We start from the raw sequence: 20467 nt of genomic DNA, 5'->3' as shown, positions 1-20467 counted from the left end.
TCACCGGGCACCGCCGGAAAGGGCTTGCGGGGACGGCGCCATGAAGCCCGAGCCATCGCCCTCGAACGAGCCCGGCGGGGGAACGACGCCGTTGGCCGCACACCACGCGCCCGGCTCGGGCTGGGTGGCGCGGCGCTGGCCGGTGGACGGGAACAGCTGGAGCGGGATCGGCGGCAGCGGCGGCAGGGTGCTGTGGTCCTCGGCCGCGAGCTCGTCGGCGTCCTTCTCCTCGCTCATGCCGATCGGCCCGACCGTCTGGGCGTTGAGGAACTGGCGGACGGCGGGCTCCTCGCTGGAGAGCAGCATCTCGCGCGGGCCGAACATCGACAGGTGCCGGTGGTAGAGCAGGCCGATGTTGTCCGGCACGGTGCGGGCCGTGTTGATGTCGTGGGTGACGATGAGGAAGGTGGCCTCGGTCTGGGCGTTCAGGTCGACCATGAGCTGGTTGATGAACGCGGTGCGGACCGGATCCAGGCCCGAGTCCGGCTCGTCGAACAAGATGATCTCGGGCTCGAGCACCAGCGCACGGGCGAGGCCCGCGCGCTTGCGCATGCCGCCGGAGATCTCGCCCGGCAGTTTCATCTCGGCGCCGACCAGGCCGACCATCGTCATCTTCTCCATGACGATGTCGCGGATCTCGGACTCGTTCTTGCGGGTGTGCTCGCGCAGGGGGAAGGCGACGTTGTCGAACAGCGTCATCGATCCGAACATCGCACCGTCCTGGAAGAGCACGCCGAAGAGCTTGCGGATCTCGTAGAGGTCGCGCTCGCTGCAGGTGGCGATGTCGGTGCCCTCGATGAAGATGTGGCCCGCGTCGGGCTTGATCAGACCGATCAGCGCCTTGAGGAACACCGACTTGCCGGTGCCCGAGGGGCCGAGCATGACGCTGATCTGGCCCGCAGGCAGCGTCAGCGAGACGTCGCGCCAGATCGTCTGGCTGCCGAAGGCCTTGGTCAGCCCTTCGACGCGAACTTCGACACCCATCAGGGCTCCTTCACAGGGGGACGGAACCCGCGGAGCGGGTACCTGGAGGAACTGGTCCGGTCAGTGGTGGCGCCGCAACCTCACGGCCAGACCGAGACGCAGTGCCACGAGTGCGGCCAACAGCACCGCGAGTGCAGGTCCGAAGGAGGAGCCCGTGGCCGGCAGCTCGGTGGTCTCGGCAGAGGCTGCGGCGACGGTGCCGTCGTCGGTGCCGTCGCCGTCATCGTCGAAGGCGTACTCGCTGTCGACGTCGCTCGGGTCGTCGGCGTCGACCGGGTCGATGACCTCGGGGTCGGTGCCGTCTCCGGCTCCGGTTCCGCCGTCGCCACCCCCGTTGCCCCCGCCGCCGGTTGCAGCCGGGAGCGGGCACTCCGTCTCCGAGCAGCCGTCGCCGATGGCGATCGTGCCGATGACCCGGGCCGCCGCATCGTCGGACTGGCGCACGCACTCGAGCTCGGCGTCGGAGACCGAGCCGAGCACCGGCGGGTCCATGACCGAGTCGAGGTAGAACGTCTTGGGCATCTGGACGTAGATCAGCCCGTTGCCGGCGGCCGCGTCGGGCACGTCGACGGCCGCGACCGTTCCGCTGGCGGGAATCGTGATCTCGGCGCCCGTCGCGATCGGCACCCAGTCGGCTTGCAGGCCGCTGACCTTCTCGTTGCGGGTCTCGAGGACCTCACCGCCCGGAGCGACCGCCTGGAGCACGACGTCGGACCGGGACGTGCCCCTGACCCGACGGACCTGCATCTTCGTGTAGAGATGATCGACGAGGTCCCGCGCGAGCGTGAGGCTCAGCGTGGTGTCGGTGGCCGGCACGGAGGCGCCCGCCTCAACCCGCTCGGGCAGGTCGGTCTGGGCGGTCACGTAGAACTGGTAGTGACCCTCGAGCGTGGAGTTGATGATCGGGTTGGTGGCCTGGCACTCGTAGCCCACCCGCTCGATGCCGGCGGGCGCGGCGACGGCGGTCGGAGCGAGGTGGGTGACACCCGCGACGACCAGGGCCGTGGCGGCCGCGAGGCGCAGTCCTCGTCGTGTTGCTGCTGCGCTCTGACGCATCGAATCTCCTCGCTCCAGGACCACTGTCCGTGACATTTCCAGCCCGTCTCCCCGGACAATGTCAGCGACTGTAACCTGAAGTTGCACTGTGACGCAAGCCACTCCTGTGGCCGGGTGCGCTAGTGACTCATGAGGCTGATCGCGGCCGGGACGAGGGCCAGGACCACGGCTCCGAAGAGCACCGCCACGTCGGCCCGGATCCAGTCGGCTGGCTCGGCCCACGTGCGCCGCTGGGCCGTCGCGAAGCCGCGGGCGTCCATCGCGATCGAGGTGCGCGTCGCGTCGCGGATCGTGTGGACGAGCAGCGCGAACGCCATCGACCACGGCCGCACCTTCAGACCGCGTGCCCGCCGCGTGCGTTCGAGGTCGTGCCACGTGCGCCACGAACCCGCCACACGCTGGAGAGCGGCCGACAGCGCCGCCGCGAACCGGCCCGGGACCTTCAGACTCTGGGCCAGGTAGTCGCCCAACCGCGCCACGTCGACGTAGCCGACCGCCACGGCTCCGGGCCACGCCAGCACGAACGTGCGGAGGCCGGCGACCACGGCGACCTCGAGTTCGTGACCGCCGAGCAGCCACGTGGACCAGGCGACGCTCGCCATCGGGATCAGCACGAGCAGGAGGCAGAACGCGGGGTACCGCCACGACGGCACGGTGAGCACCGCCGCGACGACCCACAGGGCCACCGCCAGCAGCGCGACGGGCAGCGTGCGGATCGCCGGCGAGCCGAGCGCGGCCGCCACCCCGATACCGATGAGCACCAGCGGGTTGAGGCGCGTGAGGAGTCCGGTCATCCCACGACCTCCCCGGCCTGCAGCAGGACCTCGCGGTCGCGTGGCAGGTCCGCGTCGTGGGTGGCGACCGCGACCGTGACGCCGTGACGCGCGGCCGACGACAGCCAGCCGGCGACGAGCGCCCACGCGTCGCGGTCCTGTCCCACCGTGGGCTCGTCGGCCAGCAGCAGGCCGGGCCGGTGGGCCACCGACGCCGCGAGCGCCAGCCGGCGCTGCTCGCCACCCGACAGCCGGTAGGGATGGTCGTCACCCCGACCCGGCAGGCCCACCGCCTCGAGCAGCGCCTCGACGTCCACGGTGCGCCCGAGGGCGTGCGGCGTGGCCTCCAGCTCCCCGCGGACGGAGGTCGCGACGAACCCCAGCTCGGGGTCCTGGGGGCACCAGCCCAGGCTGGACGGCGCCTCCACGGCACCGGACACGGGAGCGATGAGCCCGCCCAGCGCCAGCAGTGCGGTGGACTTGCCGGCCCCGCTCGGGCCGAGCAGGGCGGTCAACGTGCCGGGCTCCAGCTCCAGGCTCAGGTGGGAGACCGCTCGGGTGCGCTCAGAGCCCCTCAGGCCGCGCGTGACCTGGTCGACGACGAGGTCGCTCGCGCGGACGCGGACCGTCTGCGCCGGCGCGAGGAGACTCGCTGGGAGCTCCACCGGGGCGGGCGCCGGGCGACCCGGCATCCACAGGGCGTCGGGCACCGAGGCGGTCAGGAAGCGTCCGACGGTCCCGTCGAAGACGAGGCGCCCGCGGTCGAGCACGACGACCCGGTCGACGTGCTCGAGCCACGGCTCGAACCGGTGCTCCACCACGACGAGCGAGCGGTCGCCGACGACCGCCAGGACGGCGTCGCGCACGACCTCCACCAGCGCCGGGTCCAGCATCGACGTGGGCTCGTCCAGCAGCAGCAGGTCGGGGTCCGTCGCGAGTGCTCCGGCGAGGGCGAGGCGGTGTCGCTCGCCGCCCGAGAGGGCGCTGGTGAACCGGTCACGCTCGTAGGGAAGGCCGACGGCCTCGAGCGCCGCGTCGACCCGCCGCCAGATCTCGTGGCGCGGGAGCCCGAGGTTCTCGGGTCCGAACGCGACGTCGCGGCCGACCCGGTCGGCGACGATCGAGGACGAGGGGTTCTGCGTGACCATGCCGATGCGTCCGTCGACCTCGACCGAACCGGAGGCCTCGCCCACCAGCGTCGAGCCGAGGGCACCGGCGACGGCGTGCAGTGCCGTCGACTTGCCGCTGCCACTCGGCCCGACGAGGAGGACCCGCTCGCCGCGCTCGACCCGCAGGTCGAGCCCGTCGAGCGTGCGGCGACTCCCGTGGAGCGGTGTCCACGAGAAGTCGCGGAACGCGATCGTCACGCGTTCACGGCCTCCCGGAGCCGAACGAGTCGAGCGCACCTGCCTTCGCCAGCGACCGCACGAGCAGCCAGCCGCCGAAGCCCGCGATGACGACGCCCGACGTCACCAGGAAGCCCAGGTGGACGAGGCGCCACTGCAGGTCCCAGTCAGGGAAGTAGTACTTCCACTCGTAGAAGGCCTCGAGCAGACCCGAGACGGCACCGCCGAGCGTGGCTGTCAGGAGGTCGAACCGGCGGTAGAGGAACAGCGCGAAGACCAGCTCCGCACCGAGGCCCTGCACGACGCCGGAGAGCAGCACCGTGCTGCCCCAGGAGGTGCCGCCCAGGACGAGCATCGACGTCAGCGCGGCGATGAACTCGGTGGCGAACGCAGCACCGGGCTTGCGGACGATCAGGCCACCGACGACGCCGGCGATGAGCCACATGCCGCCGAGCAGGGCGGCCGCGGGCTTGAAGCCCACGGCGGCACCGAGGTCGACGACGTCGTAGAACTTCCCCCACCCCCAGAAGACGACGCCGAACGCGACGCCGAGCATCGCGATCGTCACGAGGTCGATCGTGCGATACCTGAAGATGGAGGTGGACGTGGATGTGACAGCAGAATTCATAGCTGACTCCCTTCGCCGGTGCTAACCGGAGCAGGTTCAAGGGTCTGCGGCTGTTCCGCACTCTCAGCGCCCTCTGCATGGCGCTCCCCTGTCGTGTACCGCCAGCCTAGCCTCCCGTGCCGGGACCGGCACCGGGGCGGTCCCGAGGCGATGCCGTCCTCCGCCCAAGAGGCCCGAGCGACGAGCCGGGCCAGCATCGGGACCTGCATCAGCACCACGCAGGCGGTCCAGCCGATCGCGGTGCCCAAGGTGTTGCCGACGAGGTCGTCGACATCGGCGATCCGGCCCGTGCCCACCACGAGCACTCCGGCGAGCTGCACCGCCTCGATGGCCAGGCTGACCAGCAGGCCCACGACCGCCGCCCGACGCACGGTCCGGACTCGGGTCACGAACGGGAGGAGCATTCCGAGGGGCACGAAGAGCAGGATGTTCAGGAGCATCCCGGCCGGGTCGTCCACGACGTCGACGAACGGCGTGAGGTGGACCAGGACGCGCCACGGCCGCGGCTCGCCCGTGGCGACGGGAAACGGCAGGAGCACGTGCGCCAGCACGGCGGCGCCGTAGACGCATCCGACCACGCCGACCGCGGCACGCAGCCCCGTGAGGCGATCACGACGGTGCAGCCACCCGAGCGATGCGGCGATCGCGGCGATCGTCGCCGGGACCAGCACGGGGAGCGTCGGGATCTCGTCGGGCGGCACCGGAGGATCCTCTCAACCCCGGGCACGCCAAGGGCGGAGGCGGGTCCGCAGAGACCCACCTCCGCTCCCCCGGCGGCACTCAGTCGCGACGCGTGCGGCGACGTTGCAGCATCACCGCTGCACCAACCACGACCAGCGCCCCGCCGAGGACTGCGACACCGAGCCCCGGGCCACCGGTGGCGGCCAGGTAGTCGTCGCTGACCCAGTCGTCGTCGGTCGTGTCGCCGCTCGCGTCGGCGGCGACGATCTCCACCGGGACCTCGGCGATGACGACACCGCGGCTGAGCACCTTCACCGTGTGCGAGCCCAGCGGCGCGTTCGTCGGGATGCGCACCGAGGCCTCGCCCGAGGTGCTCACGACCCGCGTGCCCATCGCGATCGGATCGGAGTGCAGCTCGAAGGCCAGCTCCTTGCCGATCCATTCCGGCCCGAAGGCGAACGTGATCGTGTCACCGGGCGACAGCGCGTCTGAGCTGAGCAGCTCGACCTCGTCGCCGGTGGGGTCCTCACCCGGGTTGGTGGTGGGCGCGGTCGTCGGCTCGCCGGTCGGCTGCGTCGTGGGCTGCGTCGTGGGCGTCGTCGTCGGCTCGGTCGTCGGTGCCGTGGTGGGCTCCTCGACCGGTGCGTCGCCGACGGGGATCGACCCGAGGCTCAGATCGCTCGGACCCGCGCACGTCAGGTGCGACGGAACCGTCGAGCTGTCCGCCTTGTGGATCGTCGCGTCGATCGTGAAGGCCTGCGGCATGCCCAGCTTCACCGACACGTCGGCGTACTCGGGCACGGTGATCTGCGGCACCGTGCCGGTCGCGGGAATCAGCCACGGCTGGTCCACCACCTGGGGGATGGGCGTGCGCGCCGCCTTCAGGTCGGCGATCGAGACCGTCTGCGTCTGTCCACCCGTCGTCAGGGTGATCGACGAGTCGGTCGAGCCGCCCTCCGCCTCGCGGCCCTGCAGCAGCATCGCGGTCGACTGGCGCAGCAGCTCGGGCATGGTGAGCGTGATGCTCACCCCACGCTCGGAGATGACGTCTCCCACCTGGACCCGGGACGGGATCGTGGTCTCGGCGAGCACGCCGATCACGTGGGAGCCCAGGTTGAGCCCTCCCGCGGTCACGTCACAGGTGTAGTCAAAGCTCTTCGACAGGTCCACGTCCTCGCCCGGCGGCGGGTCGGTCGGCTCGGTCGTCGGCTCGGTCGTCGGCTCCGTGGTCGGCTCCGCGGTCGGCTCGGTCGTGGGCTCCGTGGTCGGCTCGGTTGTCGGCTCCGTGGTCGGCTCGGACGTGGGCTCCGTCGTCGGCTCGGTCGTCGGCTCCGAGGTCGGCTCCGTGGTCGGCTCCGTGGTCGGCTCGGACGTGGGCTCGGTCGTCGGCTCGGTCGTCGGCTCCGTCGTCGGCTCGGTCGTCGGCTCGGTCGTCGGCTCCGTCGTCGGCTCGGTCGTCGGCTCGGTCGTCGGCTCGGTCGTCGGCTCCGCGGTCGGCTCGGTCGTCGGCTCGGTCGTCGGCTCGGACGTGGGCTCCGTGGTCGGCTCGGTCGTCGGCTCCGTCACGGCGATCGAGCCCAGGGCCAGGTCCGCCGGACCGGTGCACGACAGCGTCGACGGGATCGTGGAGTTGTCGGCCTTGTAGATGGTGGCGGTGATGTTGAAGGTCTGGGGCATGCCCACGACCACCGTGTCGGTGGCGTAGTCCGGGACCGTGATGGGCGGGACGGTGCCGGTGGCCGGGATGAGCCACGGCTCGTTCGCCACCTGCGGGATCGGCGTGCGGGCCGAACCCAGCTCGGGGATCGCGACGGTCATCGTCTGGCCGCCCGAGGTGAGGGTCACCGCGGAGTCGGTGGACGCGCCGGCGGCCTCACGCCCGCCGAGCAGCAGGGCCGTGGACTGGCGCAGGAGCTCCGGCATGGTGAGCGTGATGCTGACGCCGGTGGAGGGGATGGTCTCGCCCGGCGTCACCGAGTCCGGGACCACGGTCGTGGCCTTGACGCCGATGTCCTGGATGCCGAGGTTCAGACCGCCGGCGATGACCTCGCACTTGAAGGGGAAGTCCTTCTCCAGCGTCTGGTCGGCGGCGGCCGGACTGAGGAAGCCGGCACCGACGACTCCCGCGGCAGCCACTCCCAGAGCGGCGACAGCGGCGGTCGCGCGTCGAGACGGTCGAAAAGTGAAGCGCACAGGTCATTCCCCTCGTTGTGGCGCGCGAACGATCTGACGCGTGCCGAACTGCGGTGTGATCCACCTCACCCTAAGTGCTGTAACTCGCAGTGACAACCGGTGTTCGTCAACGACGTGCGCTGCCGACGACCGCCCATCGACCACAATGGGCCCATGCCCTCCGTGCGCACCCCTGACCCGAACCCCGGCTGGCTCTCCGAGTTTGAACTGGAGGAGACCCGCGGACGCGTCCCGATCCTCTATGTGGAGGCGATCCCGGTCCGCCTGGACAGTCTCGGCCAGGTGGAGCAGGTCGGTCTGTTGCTGCGCGGCTCCGCCACGACGGGCACCATGGCGCGGTCGTTCGTCTCGGGCCGCGTGCTGCACGGCGAGCCCATCCGCACCGCGCTGATGCGCAACCTGGAGAAGGACCTCGGTCCCACGGCGTTCCCGCAGCTGCCGGCCGACATCGTGCCGTTCACGGTGGCCGAGTACTTCCCGCTGCCCGGCGTGACGCCGCTGCACGACGCGCGCCAGCACGCCGTCGCCCTGGCCTACGTCGTGGCCGTCACCGGCGAGTGCGACCCCCGCCAGGACGCGCTCGAGCTCTCGTGGCTGACCCCGCGCGAGGCCCTCGCCCACGCCGTGCTCGACGAGCTCGAGGGAGGCCGCGGCGTCCTGCTCCAGCAGGCGATGGCGCACGTCGGCGCCCTGGCGTGAGCCACGGCGCGGCCCCGACCGGGACCCGTCACCCGAGCCCCTGGCTCATGCTCGTCGCGGCGATGGTGGCCCAGGTCACCGCGACCGCCGTCGTGAGCACGCCCCTGCTGCTCATCCCCCACCTGCACCTCGAGGAGGGTCTCTCCCTGGTGGCCAGCGGTGCGCTCGCCGCCGCGCCCCTGGTCGGCACCCTGCTCACGCTCGTGGCGTGGGGAGCGATCGTCGACCGCGTCGGTGAGCGGATCGCGCTGTCCTCCGGCCTCGCGCTCCTGGTGGCCGGCTCCGCCGTCGCGCTCGCGGGAGCCCGAGCCGACGACGCGATCATCCTGGCCCTCGGCTTCGGCCTCTGCGGCGTCGCCGCCGCCAGTTCCAACTCCGCCAGCGGTCGCCTCGTCGTCGGCTGGTTCCCTGCCCATCGGCGCGGGCTCGCGATGGGCATCCGCCAGACCGGACTGCCGCTCGGCGTCGGCCTCGCGGCCCTCGTCGTCCCGGCGTCGGTGGAGTCCCGGGGTGTCGCGTGGATCGTCACGCTGTGCCTCGTCGTCGCGGCCGTCGCCACCGTCTTCGTCGCCGTGACCGTCGTGGACCCGCCCCGCCACGATGACGAGGGCCCGAGCGGCGGCGCCAACCCGTATCGAGGGGACCGCCGACTCGCCCGGATCCACGCCGCCTCCGCGCTGCTGGTCATCCCGCAGTACGTCGTGTGGACGTTCATGCTGCTGTGGCTGATCGACCGGCACGGCTGGAGCCCGGCTGCCGCGGGCGTCCTCTACGCGGTCTCGCAGGTGCTCGGCGCCGGCGGTCGCATCGCGGCGGGCTGGTGGTCCGACCGCGTCGGCGATCGGCTCGGGCCGATGAGGCAGGTCGCGGTCGCCGCCACGGCGGTGATGCTGCTGCTCGCCCTCCTGGACGGATCGCCCGTGGCGATCGCCGTCATGGTCGCGGCGACGATGATCACGGTGGCCGACAACGGGCTCGCCTTCACCGCGGTGGCCGAGATCGCGGGGTCGCGCTGGTCGGGCCGCGCGTTCGGGATCCAGAACACCGGTCAGTACCTCACGTCGGCCGCCGTGCCGCCCGTGGTGGGTGCGATCGTGCAGTACGCGGGGTACGGCTGGGCGTTCGCGGCCGCGGCGGTCTTCCCCCTCGCGGCCATCGCCTGCGTCCCCGTTGCTACTCGCAGGTAACATCAAGGCACGGCTTTGGCTGGCCTAACTGAGCAGCCCGCATCGCCGCAGATTAGGGTCAGCACAAACTGCTTGAACCGCGAGAGGAATCGGCATGGAACCGATCAACATCATCGCCGGAGTGATCACGCTGGTCTCGACGGCGTTGGCGGTGTACTACCTGGCGCCCGGGATCAAGCGGATGCTCGGAGTCATCCGCGCCGGCACGCCGGCCTACGGACGCACCGACAACCCGAAGAGCCGCACCAAGACCATGCTGGTCGAGACGCTCGGCCACACGCGCATGCTCCAGTGGCACTGGGTCGGCATCCTGCACTGGGCCGTCTTCTTCAGCTTCCTCATCCTCAGCACCGCGGTCGCGACCGCCTACCTGCAGGTGTGGAACCCGCACCTCGTGCTGCCGCTGATCGGCCACTTCTTCCTGTTCGAGTGGGTCAGCGAGCTCATCGCCTGGCTCGGCCTGATCGGCATCGCCGCGCTCGTCGTGATCCGTCAGCTCAACCACCCCCGCTCGCAGGGCCGCCAGAGCCGCTTCTTCGGCTCGCGCTTCGGCCAGGCCTACTTCGTCGAGGCGATGGTCGCGCTCGAGTGCGCCGCCGGCATCCTCATCCGCGGCGCCGAGTACCAGCTGATGAGCCTCGAGGGCGACAGCCACGCGAGCGCCTTCCACTTCCCCACCACCGCCTGGATCGGCGAGACGCTGTGGTCCGGTCTCTCGGTCACGGGCCTCGAGGCCACGATCACGATCCTCGCGGTCATCAAGGTCGTCTCGGCCACCGTCTGGCTGATGGTGATCGGCAAGAACCTCACGATGGGCGTCGCCTGGCACCGGTTCCTGGCCTGGTTCAACATCTACTTCAAGCGCGAGTCCGACGGCAGCACCGCCCTGGGCGCCCTCGTCCCGCTCTACGTCGCCGGCAAGCCGCTCGACCTGGAGACCATGGAGGACATGGAGGAGGAGGAGTTCGAGAAGCTCGGCGTCGGCAAGGTCGAGGACTTCAGCTGGAAGAGCATTCTCGACTTCTCGACCTGCACCGAGTGCGGCCGCTGCCAGAGCCAGTGCCCCGCCTGGGCCACCGAGAAGCCCCTCTCCCCCAAGCTGCTGATGATGGGCCTGCGCGAGCACGCCTACGCGAAGGTGCCGCTCCTGGGCGCCGATCCCGAGACCCTCACCGAGGAGCAGCAGCGCGAGCTGGAGCGTCCGCTGATCGGCACCGAGGACCTTTTCGGCGTCATCGACCCCGACGTCCTGTGGTCGTGCACCAACTGCGGCGCGTGCGTCCAGCAGTGCCCCGTCGACATCGAGCACGTCGACCACATCGACAACATGCGCCGCTACCAGGTGCTCGTCGAGTCCAACTTCCCCGCCGAGCTCAACAACATCTTCAAGGGCCTCGAGCGCAAGGGGAACCCGTGGGGCATGAACCCGCGCGACCGCATGAAGTGGGCCGAGGACCTCGACTTCGAGGTCAAGCAGGTCGGCGTCGACATCGAGTCGCTCGACGAGGTCGAGTGGCTGTTCTGGGTCGGCTGCGCCGGCGCCTACGAGGACCGCGCCAAGAAGACCACGCAGGCGGTCGCCGAGCTGCTGGACATCGCCGGCGTCACCTTCGCCGTCCTCGGTGACGGTGAGACCTGCTCGGGCGACTCCGCCCGTCGCGCCGGCAACGAGATCGTCTTCAAGCAGCTCGCGATGGAGAACGTCGCGGTCTTCCAGGAGACCAAGGTCAAGAAGGTCGTCTCGACCTGCGCGCACTGCTTCAACACGCTCAAGAACGAGTACAAGGAGCTCGGCATCGAGCTCGAGGTCGTGCACCACACGCAGCTGCTCAACCGCCTCGTGCGCGAGAAGAAGCTCAAGCCGGTCGCGCCCGCCGCGCCCGCCGCGAAGGTCACGTACCACGACCCCTGCTTCCTGGGCCGCCACAACCAGGTCTACTCGCCCCCGCGCGAGCTGATCGGTGCCACGGGCGCGGACTACGTCGAGATGGACCGCAGCAAGGAGCGCTCCTTCTGCTGCGGCGCCGGCGGCGCCCGCATGTGGATGGAGGAGAAGATCGGTTCGCGGATCAACATCAACCGCACCGAGGAGGCCATCAGCACGGGCGCCGAGCAGATCGCGGTGGGCTGCCCGTTCTGCCGCGTCATGCTGGCCGACGGCCTCACGGCCAAGCAGGCCGAGGACGAGTCGCTCGTCAACGTCGAGGTGCTCGACGTCGCGCAGCTGCTGCTGCAGGCGGTCAAGCGCTCCGAGGAGGACGTCGTGGCCGAGGCGGAGGCCCTGGTCATGGCGGCCGAGGGGTCGCACGCCTCGGGTGACGAGCCCGAGGACGCCGAGCCCGGCCCTGAGGCTGAGGCCGATCCCGGCACGCTGACCGACACCGAGTCGGTGGGTGCGGCCGCGGACGCGCACGAGTCGGACGAGGCTCCGACGGATGCCGGTGACCTCGACGACCCCGACAGCGCGAGCCGCGAGGCCGACGCCGAGGTGGCCGCGATGCACAACGTCGCGGTCGACGACAAGGGCACCGCCGGAGGCATCTTCGAGTCCGGGGACGCCACGCCGGAGGGTGCCGCCGATCACGAGGGCACCAAGCCCGTCTCCGTGGCCACCGAGCCCGAGGACGAGCCGGCCCAGTCCGACCCCGAGCCGCAGGCCACGGGCGACGCGGTGTCGAAGCCGGAGTTCGACTCGGAGTCCGAGGACGGCCCGGCCCAGAACGAGCGCCAGGAGGGCCTCGGCCAGCCTGACGCCGACGCGGCGGCCGACGACGTGACCGAGACCGAGGCGCCCGCCGAGGAGACCGAAGTCGCCGAGACCGAGCCCGCCGCCGATGAGCCGGAGGTCACGGAGACCGAGGCACCCGCCGAGGAGGCCGAGGCCGCCGAGCCCGAGCCCGAGGAGCCGGAGGTCACCGAGACCGAGGCGACCGAGGACGCGTCCGCCGGACACGAGCAGCCGTCGCTGCTCGACTCGCTGGAGGACGACGAGCCGAAGCCGCACACGGCCTCGGAGGACGAGCCCAAGCCGGAGCCGCACCCCGAGAGTGGTGACACGACCAACCCGGACGCCGAGTCGGTCGTGTACGACGACTCCGAGCCCGAGCTGCCGGCCGAGAAGCACGCCGAGCCGACGTCGGAGCAGGAGGAGCTCGCCGCGATCACTCCGGTCGAGGACGCCCCCGCGCCGGATCCGGTCTCGGAGGACGCGGCGCCGCTCAGCGACGCCAACCCCTCCGGCGCCGCCCTGACCGAGTCGGCGCAGCAGGCCGCTCAGGACGACGAGAGCGACGACACGAAGGGCTGACGGCCCTCACCCACGACAACGCGCCAGCCCCTCACGGGTGCTGGCGCGTTGTGGTCTCCGCTGACCGAACCTAGGGGCGCGCGCCGCGCTGCTGCACGCAGCGGCTGGCCGCGCCGATGCCGCCGGTGAGCGCCGCACGGGGATCCTTCGTCTCGAGCCACGAGGCCAGGAATCCCGCGGTGAACGCGTCGCCGGCGCCGGTGGTGTCGACCACCTGCACGCGCGGGGCCGCCACCTGCTCGCGCGCGCTCCCGGCCACGTAGGCGGCTCCCATCGAGCCGAGCGTCACCACGACGTGCGGGTACATGGACGTGAGGGTGTCGAAGTCGACGAACGGGCCGGTGGCACCGACCAGCAGGCGCGCCTCGTCGAGGTTGGGCACCAGCAGGTCGACTCCGTGGGTCCAGGCGGCGAACGCCTCCGGGGTGACCTCGCGCAGGAACGCGGTGGTGCTCGGGTCGACGCTCACGCCGGCTCCGCGGCGCTTGGCCTCGGCGATCAGCTCGATCGCGACGTCGCGGGTCTGCGGGTCGAAGAAGGTGTAACCGGTGAGGTGCAGCCAGTCGACGCCGTCCCACAGGTCCTCGGGCAGGTCGGCGGAGGTCAGGGTGCCGTTGGCCGCACGATCGACGTACATCGTGCGGTCGGCCTCGTCGTCGAGGGTCAGCACGATCGTGGCGGTGGGCAGCAGCGGGTCGGCCACGAGTCGTGGCTCGACCTGGTGCTCGCGCAGCGCGGCGCCGTGCCGCTGCACCCCGTCGTTTCCGACCTTGCCGAAGAACCGCGTGTCGGAGCCGAGGAACCCCAGCCACGCGGCGGTGTTGGCGGCCGAGCCGCCCGGGGTCATCCGGATCTGGGCGCGGGTGTCGCTGCGTGGGGCGACGGGCTCCAGCGGCAGGACGCCGATGTCGTCGACGACATCGCCCACGACGAGGATCACGGGTACTCCGCCGCGGCGACCGCGATGCGCGCGGCGACCGCGATGTTGTTGCGCGCGATGTCGAGGTTGACCGCGAGGCTGTCACCGCCGGTCAGCTCCACGATGCGCTGCAGGAGGAACGGCGTGACCTCCTTGCCCGACAGGCCCTTCGCGTCGGCCTCGGCCAGCGCGCGCTCGAGCGCCTCGTCGTGGACCACGGGGTCGAGCTGCTTCTCCTCGGGCAGGGGGTTGGCCACGACGATGCCCGACTTCAGTCCGAGCGCGTCGCGGCTGTGCATGACGGCGGCGACCGCGAAGGCGTCCTCGGCCCTCCAGTCGAGCTCGTACCCCGAGGACGTCAGCCAGAAGCTGGGGAAGTCCTTGGTGCGGAAGCCCAGGACGATGACGCCCAGCGTCTCGAGCCGCTCCAGCGTGGCGGGGATGTCGAGGATCGACTTCACGCCCGCCGAGACCACCGTGATCGGCACCTGGCCCAGCACGGTGAGGTCGGCGGACTCGTCGAACGACTCCGACGCCCCGCGGTGCACGCCGCCCAGGCCGCCCGTGGCGAAGACACGGATCCCGGCGCGGTCGGCGATCCAGGACGTGGCGGCCACCGTGGTGGCGCCGCTGCCCGCCATGCCGAGCACCACCGGGAGGTCGCGCACCGTGAGCTTCGGGACCTCCTCGTTCGCGATCCTGGCGAGCTCGTCGGCGGTCAGGCCGGCCTTCAGCTCGCCGTCCAGCACCGCGATCGTGGCGGGCGTGACGCCCTGCGAACGCAGGATCTCCTCGAACTCCTGCGCCGCCTCGAGGTTGTCGGGACGGGGCAGGCCGTGACTGATGATCGTGGACTCGAGGGCGACGACCGGCCGCCCCTCGTCCAGGGCAGCGGCGACTTCGGGGGACGGCTGGACTCTCACCCGGCGACTCTATCCGCCGCTGCCGACAGGCAGGACGGCCCGCAGGACGCGCAGCGTGTTGCCGCCCATGATCGCGGCGATGTCCTCGTCCGAGTGGCCACGGTCGCGCAGCTCCTGGGTGACGACGGCGATGTCGCTGGTGTCCCAGGCGACCTTGGTGGCTCCGTCGTAGTCACTGCCGAGAGCCGCGGTCTCGATGCCACCGACCGTGATGACGTGCTCGATCGCGTCGACGACCGCGGCGGGGGTCAGGTCACAGACCGCCGCGTCCCAGTAGCCGATGCCGATCACACCGCCGGTGGCCGCGACGCCCCGGATCTCGTCGTCGGTGAGGTTGCGGTTGACGTCGCACGTGGCCTGGACGCCACCGTGGCTGGCGACGACGGGCTTCGTGGCGAGCGTGAGCATCTCGGCGATCGCCGGGTGGCTCGCGTGGGCGATGTCGACGACCATCCCGCGGCGCTCCATCTCGGCGAATGCCGCCCGGCCGAGGTCGGTCAACCCACTCTTGTCCTCGCCGTGCATCGACCCGGCGACCTCGTTGTCGAAGAAGTGGGTGAAGCCCGCCATGCGGGCCCCGGCGCCGAAGAGCCGTCCGAGGTTCTCCAGGTCGCCCTCGAGGCTCTGCAGTCCCTCGAGCGAGAACAGCGCGCCGGTCACGTCCTTGCCGGCCTCACGGTCGGCCACGAGGCGGTCGAGGTCGTCGCGCGAACGGATGAAGCGCAGCTCGCCCTCGGAGTCGGCGACCGCGTCCTGCAGCTTGTCGGCGTGGTACAGCGAACGCTGCAGCAACGAGGTCCACGTGCGCGGCGGCTGCAGCTGCAGGATCGCCAGCAGCGTGATGTTGTCGGTGTTCGCGGGGTTCGAGTCGTAGTTCTGGTTCTTGGGCGTCTTCGACACCGACGAGAACACCTGCAGGCCGACGTTGCCGTCCTGCAGCCGCGGCAGGTCCATGTGACCCCGGTCCGACCGGTCGAGCAGGTCCCGGTCCCACATCAAGGTGTCCGAGTGCAGGTCCGCGATGAACAGCGAGTCGTGCAGCGCCGCCGTCTCCTCGTCGGGCTCGGACAGGTCGGTGTCGGCCATCCGGTTCATGCTGTTCTCGACGATGCCCGGTCCGAGCGCGAAGAAGCCGACCGCTCCGAGGAGCAGGAGCACGAGCAGGCCGAGGAGGCTCCGCCGCAGCCAGCGGCGCTTCGTTGCGGGCACGGCCGACACGCTATCGCTGTTCGGTTCGGGGAGTGTGAAGGTCACCCGATGACATCCGGACTCCCCGATCCCCACCCTGCGGAACACTCGGCGCCACACGGGACCGGCGTCCCCTCCCACCCGTCGCGGACGAAGAGCATGACGAGCTTGGTGGCGGTCGCGCAGGGCCGCTCGAACACCTGCCCCCAGCCCAGACGGACGGTCGCCGCGTCGGCCACGGCCGTGTCGAGGTCTCGTTCGAGGTCGCGGTCGCGCCCACCGACCGAGCTGTGGTGCAGGCGCCCGTCGAGCTCGATCACGACGCGGCCGACCTCGGCGTCGCGGTACCGCACCGAACCACCCGAGGCCTGCCGGACCTGTCGCCGCGCAGGCGGGAGGCCGTGCGCTCGTTCGACGCGCGTCAGGTAGCCGTGCTCCAGCACCGAGTGGGTGCCGGTCGCGATGTCCGCGAGGAGCCTCTCGAACAACGCCCGCCGCGGGAACCTCGGCCGGGAGTCGAGCCGCGCCCGCAGGCGGTCGGACGTGGTCCGGCGAGAGCCCACTGCATCTGCGAGGACGGCCATCTGGTCGACGAAGCGTCGCGCGGTGGCAGCGACGTCGAGCACGGCATCCTCGTACGTCACCCTGGGCGGCGCGAGGTTCCACTGGACGCGCGATGCGAAGTCGCGCGCCCGGGTCACGATGACCCCGTCGGGAGGACTCAGCCGCCTCGCGTGCGCCACGCCCACGTGGACCGGGCCGGCGCGGTCCTCGTCGACTCCCGCGACCAGAGCGGACTCGCCCCACAGCGCCGCCGGCCAGGCCCACAGGACCGCAGCCCACGCGCGCTGGCGCCAGGTGAGAGGGCCGGTGTGGTCCACGTACACGCCGTCGTGGACCACGGTCAGCTCACGGCGGCGCAGGAGTCGGCGGACGTCGTTCGGAGTCAGACCGTCGGCGAGCAGCTGCCGCCGGGCGACGACTCCGTCCTGGTCATGGTGGCGCCGCATCCCTCCACGATCTCGCGGATCGGACCCCGCCCCGCCCGTTCTCCACACCCGTCATCGGGGAGTTCCGGTGCCACCGGTTGCCAGCAGGACTCCCCGATCGGGAGTCAGAGACCGAGCACGGCCCGAACGGTGGTGATGACGCCGTTCTCGGAGTTCGGCGGGGCCGTGTAGTTCGCCAGGTCGAGGATGTCGGGGTGGGCGTTGCCCATCGCGAACGACCAGTCGGCCGCCTCGAGCATCTCGTAGTCGTTGAGGTAGTCGCCGAACACCATCGTCTGGGTGGAGTCGATGCCCATCTCGGCCTGGAGCTCGCGGACGGCCAGGCCCTTGTTGACGCCCTCGGCCATCACGTCGACCCAGTGGGCACCCGAGAGGGCGACCGGGTTCTGCTCCGCGTGCTCCAGGAGGAAGGGCGCGGTGACGGCCTCGAGGTCGCCGAAGTCGTGCACGGCCAGCTTGATGATCGTGTCGTCGACCGAGGTCAGGTCGTCGACCACCTTGAGCCGCCGGTAGTACGGCTCGACCTGGTCGAGGAACGGCTGGTCGGTGCGGTCGATCCACGCTGACTCGACGCCGCAGACCACGATGCCGAGGTCGACGCCCCGATCGGCGAGTCCCTGCGTCTTCGTGACCGCCGCGGACACCCACGCCGGGTCCAGCGGGTGCACCGCCACCTCGACGCCCCGATGAGTCACGTAGGCACCGTTCTCGGCGATGATGACGAGCTCGCCGGCGACCTCGTGGAACATCGACTCGATGGTCGCCCACTGGCGTCCGCTGGCGGGGGCGAAGGCGACGCCGGCGGCCTGCAGCTCACGAATGAGGCCGAAGGTCTCGGCGGGCATCTGCTTGCGCTCGTCGAGGAGGGTGCCGTCGAGGTCGGCCACGACGAGCTTGATGTCGGGCGCGGTCATGCCCTCAGTCGATCACACTCCGGTGGAAGTTCGCGTGGGACCGCGATGCCGTGGGTCCGCGCTGGCCCTGATAACGGGACCCGTACTTCTCCGAGCCGTAGGGGTTCTCCGCGGCCGACGTCAGCCGGAAGAAGCACAGCTGGCCGATCTTCATGCCGGGGTAGAGCTTGATGGGCAGCGTCGCGACGTTGGCGAGCTCGAGCGTGATGTGGCCCTGGAAGCCGGGGTCGATGAACCCGGCGGTCGAGTGCGTCATCAGGCCGAGCCGGCCCAGCGAGGACTTGCCCTCGAGCCGGGCGGCCACGTCGTCGGGCAGCGTCACGTACTCGTACGTCGAGCCGAGCACGAACTCGCCCGGGTGCAGGATGAACGCGTCGTCACCGGTCACCTCGACCTCGCGGGTCAGGTCGGACTGGTCCTGAGCCGGATCGATGTGCGGGTACTTGTGGTTGTCGAAGACGCGGAAGAACTTGTCGAGGCGCACGTCGATGCTCGACGGCTGGATCATCGAGGGCTCGTAGGGGTCGAGCGCGACCCGTCGGGCGTCGATCTCGGCGAGGATGTCGCGGTCCGAAAGCAGCACGAGTAGAACCTAACGCACCCGCGCTCCCCTGTTCGCGCAGCCGTTCTGGCCGGCGGCGCCTGGCCCTTTCATGTGCGAAGGTGCTGACAAGCCAACCCTGAGGAGCCAGACGTGTACAAGACCATCCTCGTCGGCGTCGACGGCAGCGACACCGCGTCCCGCGCCGCGGAGGTCGCGGCCGAGCTCGCATCCGCCACCGGCGCCGCCCTGCACATCGTCACCGCAGTCGACGAGAAGGCCGCCGCGGCCACCGACCTGCCGCCGGGCATGCATCCGCTGAGCCCGGGCGAGCGGGCCGAGGCCATCGCGCGGCAGGTCGCCGAGAGCCTCTCCTACCAAGGGACCGTCGAGGCGAGCCCCGCACCCGGCAAGCCCGCCGACGCCCTCGTGCACGTCGCGAAGGAGATCGGCGCCGACCTCATCGTGGTCGGGAACCGGCGCGTGCAGGGGATCAGTCGCCTGCTCGGCAGCGTGGCCACCGACGTGGCGCACCACGCGCCGTGCGACGTGTACATCGTGAAGACGGTCTGAGCGGGACCATCTCCGCTGCTGGAGCCGGTGACGGGAATCGAACCCGCGTATCTTGCTTGGGAAGCAAGACCCGACCCACTGGCGTCTGTGCAGGTCAGTGCCATTTTGGACTGTCCTGACTAGATGAACGTATCACCAGAAGGTGCCCCGCATGGCCACGCACTGCCCCCGCGTGCCGGGAGTTCCGGCACATACCGGCACGGTCGCGCACCGCGGTCCAGTACCGACCGGTTGGGCCGAGCGAGATGTCCGAACAGCCGCAACCAAAACCGCAGTAGCGACTTGGGAAACGGCCCTCCGCGTGTTGTGGCGATCACCCAGCCCAAGCGCGAGAGTCTTCATACATGAGTGACGACTCTGCGGACTCGAAGCCCGATTTCAAGTACGACATCGAGCATGCGGTAACGACGTTTGTGCGACTGGGCCGGCATATTGGCTCCTGCGCAACTGGGATCCGTGAGCAACGAACCAGACGTGCCCGCGTGCAACATCTACCTCATCGGGCGGCGGCCACGGATCACCGTCGACCCTCGAACTTGGAAGTGCGACGCCGAATCGCTCGAGGTCTCCCTGACTGCAGATCTGGGTGCCGGAGAGTCGAACACCGTGCATCTCCGCGGCGTGAACCCGTTCGGCCAGCCTCTACGTCTCGTAGCAAAGGCCCCATTCACCGTGATGGAGTTGCACAACGAGGACGGAGACCTCGTCTCAGGGGCGCCAACGGCGATGTGGTTCGCGAAGTACCTCCAGAGTGTGATGGGGTCAAGACGAATGGATGCAACGGCCGTCGATGAAGCGCTATTCGACTTGGACGTCGTTTACGTGGGGCAGTCTCAGGACGCGGGCGGAGCAATCCGAAGCCGGCTCCAGAATCACGGAACGCTGCAAAAAATCATGGCTGATACCAACCAAAACGCGCCACACTTGGACGTGTGGGTCGTGCTGATGCAGTTCGAGACCCTCAACAAGATGGCAATTTTCGGCCCGTGGACCGGTTCCCAGGGCGATAAAAAGTCGCTCGAGCACGCGGCAGCTGTGCACAGTGCCGAACTCGACCCAAGCGTGATAACCGCTTTGTCAGAAGCCGCGTTGATCCTGTACTTCCAGCCGGAGTTCAACGACAAGTTCAAGGACCACTTCCCCGAACCGCTGCACAAGACGTACCGCGAGGTTTACGACCTTGACATGAACTCGGTCGGCATCGAATTCGAGACGCTCGCGACTATCGGGATCCGCCTGAAGAGCCGCGTAGTTGAACCAGTGTTCATCCACACTGGCCTCTTCGCGCTGCACGACCAAGCTGCGCGTCGACGGTTCTTCGACTTAGACGGTTGGACAAGCGTTGCCGACGCGACCTACTTGAAGCGCGGACCATCGAGCAACATCCCGGACTAATAGAACTCCGAGTCGTACCTCGAGCCAGCCCGCGCCTGGACCAAAGCCTCGGTCGGCTCTGCCTACGACCACCGCAGCTAGAACCCTGCCTAGGGACCATCACCTCGTCGAATCCATCCGGGCCGACGGTTCAGGTGAATAGGCTGGAGC

At 70.3% G+C, this 20467-nt stretch carries 17 protein-coding genes, 1 pseudogene and 1 riboswitch; of the genes and pseudogenes, 5 read left to right on the top strand and 13 right to left on the bottom strand.

Features of this window, described 5'->3' with window-relative positions:
- From B5D60_RS08975 to B5D60_RS17055, 7 genes and pseudogenes are all read right to left on the bottom strand, one after another.
- Positions 1 to 984: an ABC transporter ATP-binding protein gene (locus B5D60_RS08975; RefSeq protein WP_078699832.1), complete on the bottom strand. Its 984-nt coding sequence runs from the start codon at positions 982 to 984 to the stop codon at positions 1 to 3.
- 60 nt (positions 985 to 1044) lie between these two features.
- Entirely contained in the window at positions 1045 to 2040 is a 996-nt protein-coding gene (locus B5D60_RS08970; RefSeq protein ID WP_078699831.1) for a DUF6801 domain-containing protein, read from the bottom strand.
- A 119-nt stretch (positions 2041 to 2159) separates the two neighbouring features.
- Positions 2160 to 2834: an energy-coupling factor transporter transmembrane component T family protein gene (locus B5D60_RS08965; RefSeq protein WP_078699830.1), complete on the bottom strand. Its 675-nt coding sequence runs from the start codon at positions 2832 to 2834 to the stop codon at positions 2160 to 2162.
- Complete coding sequence (locus B5D60_RS08960; protein ID WP_078699829.1) at positions 2831 to 4180, bottom strand: ABC transporter ATP-binding protein; 1350 nt, start codon at positions 4178 to 4180, stop codon at positions 2831 to 2833. The genes B5D60_RS08965 and B5D60_RS08960 overlap by 4 nt, the downstream gene beginning before the upstream one ends.
- A 4-nt stretch (positions 4181 to 4184) precedes the next feature.
- Positions 4185 to 4787, bottom strand: a complete 603-nt coding sequence (locus B5D60_RS08955; protein ID WP_078699828.1) for an ECF transporter S component — start codon at positions 4785 to 4787, stop codon at positions 4185 to 4187.
- Positions 4778 to 4887, bottom strand: a riboswitch (TPP riboswitch). It overlaps the preceding gene by 10 nt.
- 124 nt (positions 4888 to 5011) lie before the next feature.
- Positions 5012 to 5338, bottom strand: a pseudogene (locus B5D60_RS17340) (VanZ family protein); the annotation flags it as partial.
- A 229-nt stretch (positions 5339 to 5567) separates the two neighbouring features.
- Positions 5568 to 7604, bottom strand: a complete 2037-nt coding sequence (locus B5D60_RS17055) for a DUF6801 domain-containing protein (RefSeq protein ID WP_197684289.1) — start codon at positions 7602 to 7604, stop codon at positions 5568 to 5570.
- 210 nt (positions 7605 to 7814) lie between these two features.
- Between B5D60_RS17055 and B5D60_RS08940 the strand changes: the two genes are divergently transcribed.
- The 3 genes from B5D60_RS08940 to B5D60_RS08930 all read left to right on the top strand — a co-directional run bounded on the left by B5D60_RS08940 (position 7815) and on the right by B5D60_RS08930 (position 12854).
- Positions 7815 to 8360, top strand: coding sequence for a DUF4916 domain-containing protein (locus tag B5D60_RS08940; RefSeq protein ID WP_078701360.1), 546 nt, complete (start codon positions 7815 to 7817; stop codon positions 8358 to 8360).
- On the top strand, positions 8357 to 9547 hold the full coding sequence (locus B5D60_RS08935) for an MFS transporter (protein ID WP_197684288.1): 1191 nt from the start codon (positions 8357 to 8359) through the stop codon (positions 9545 to 9547). Before B5D60_RS08940 ends, B5D60_RS08935 begins: the two co-directional genes overlap by 4 nt.
- A 94-nt stretch (positions 9548 to 9641) precedes the next feature.
- Positions 9642 to 12854: a heterodisulfide reductase-related iron-sulfur binding cluster gene (locus B5D60_RS08930; protein WP_153302949.1), complete on the top strand. Its 3213-nt coding sequence runs from the start codon at positions 9642 to 9644 to the stop codon at positions 12852 to 12854.
- A 70-nt stretch (positions 12855 to 12924) separates the two neighbouring features.
- Here the strand turns inward: B5D60_RS08930 and B5D60_RS08925 are convergent, their stop codons facing one another.
- From B5D60_RS08925 to dcd, 6 genes are all read right to left on the bottom strand, one after another.
- Positions 12925 to 13794 carry a carbohydrate kinase family protein gene (locus B5D60_RS08925; RefSeq protein ID WP_078699826.1) on the bottom strand — a complete coding sequence of 290 codons (870 nt, stop codon included), beginning with the start codon at positions 13792 to 13794 and terminating at the stop codon, positions 12925 to 12927.
- A complete protein-coding gene (locus tag B5D60_RS08920) occupies positions 13791 to 14696 on the bottom strand; it encodes a pseudouridine-5'-phosphate glycosidase (RefSeq protein ID WP_078699825.1) in 906 nt (301 codons plus the stop codon). Before B5D60_RS08920 ends, B5D60_RS08925 begins: the two co-directional genes overlap by 4 nt.
- Positions 14697 to 14705: 9 nt before the next feature.
- Positions 14706 to 15905, bottom strand: a complete 1200-nt coding sequence (locus B5D60_RS08915; protein WP_197684287.1) for a dipeptidase — start codon at positions 15903 to 15905, stop codon at positions 14706 to 14708.
- Positions 15906 to 15946: 41 nt separating this feature from the next.
- Positions 15947 to 16894, bottom strand: a complete 948-nt coding sequence (locus B5D60_RS08910; protein ID WP_153302948.1) for a hypothetical protein — start codon at positions 16892 to 16894, stop codon at positions 15947 to 15949.
- Positions 16895 to 16998: 104 nt separating this feature from the next.
- Positions 16999 to 17808 (bottom strand): HAD family hydrolase, encoded by an 810-nt coding sequence (locus tag B5D60_RS08905; RefSeq protein WP_078699824.1) that lies wholly within the window; start codon positions 17806 to 17808, stop codon positions 16999 to 17001.
- 4 nt (positions 17809 to 17812) lie between these two features.
- Positions 17813 to 18391, bottom strand: coding sequence for a dCTP deaminase (dcd, locus tag B5D60_RS08900; protein WP_078699823.1), 579 nt, complete (start codon positions 18389 to 18391; stop codon positions 17813 to 17815).
- A gap of 111 nt (positions 18392 to 18502) precedes the next feature.
- On the opposite strand from dcd, the gene B5D60_RS08895 reads away from it, so the two are divergent.
- Entirely contained in the window at positions 18503 to 18922 is a 420-nt protein-coding gene (locus B5D60_RS08895; RefSeq protein ID WP_078699822.1) for a universal stress protein, read from the top strand.
- 456 nt (positions 18923 to 19378) lie between these two features.
- Positions 19379 to 20317, top strand: a complete 939-nt coding sequence (locus B5D60_RS08885; protein ID WP_153302947.1) for a beta/alpha barrel domain-containing protein — start codon at positions 19379 to 19381, stop codon at positions 20315 to 20317.
- Positions 20318 to 20467: the final 150 nt, after the last annotated feature.

The organism is Aeromicrobium choanae, assembly GCF_900167475.1.
GTDB lineage: Bacteria > Actinomycetota > Actinomycetes > Propionibacteriales > Nocardioidaceae > Aeromicrobium > Aeromicrobium choanae.
Note: the sequence above shows the minus strand (reverse complement) of the source record. Positions and strands in the feature narration are given on the sequence as shown.

Excerpts from the sequence above, each read along its gene's own strand:
- B5D60_RS08970 (WP_078699831.1), bottom strand. The coding sequence starts at position 2,040 with ATGCGTCAGAGCGCAGCAGCAACACGACGAGGACTGCGCCTCGCGGCC.
- B5D60_RS08955 (WP_078699828.1), bottom strand. The coding sequence starts at position 4,787 with ATGAATTCTGCTGTCACATCCACGTCCACCTCCATCTTCAGGTATCGC.
- B5D60_RS08940 (WP_078701360.1), top strand. The coding sequence starts at position 7,815 with ATGCCCTCCGTGCGCACCCCTGACCCGAACCCCGGCTGGCTCTCCGAG.
- B5D60_RS08965 (WP_078699830.1), bottom strand. The coding sequence starts at position 2,834 with ATGACCGGACTCCTCACGCGCCTCAACCCGCTGGTGCTCATCGGTATC.
- B5D60_RS08905 (WP_078699824.1), bottom strand. The coding sequence starts at position 17,808 with ATGACCGCGCCCGACATCAAGCTCGTCGTGGCCGACCTCGACGGCACC.
- B5D60_RS08910 (WP_153302948.1), bottom strand. The coding sequence starts at position 16,894 with ATGCGGCGCCACCATGACCAGGACGGAGTCGTCGCCCGGCGGCAGCTG.
- B5D60_RS08975 (WP_078699832.1), bottom strand. The coding sequence starts at position 984 with ATGGGTGTCGAAGTTCGCGTCGAAGGGCTGACCAAGGCCTTCGGCAGC.
- B5D60_RS08930 (WP_153302949.1), top strand. The coding sequence starts at position 9,642 with ATGGAACCGATCAACATCATCGCCGGAGTGATCACGCTGGTCTCGACG.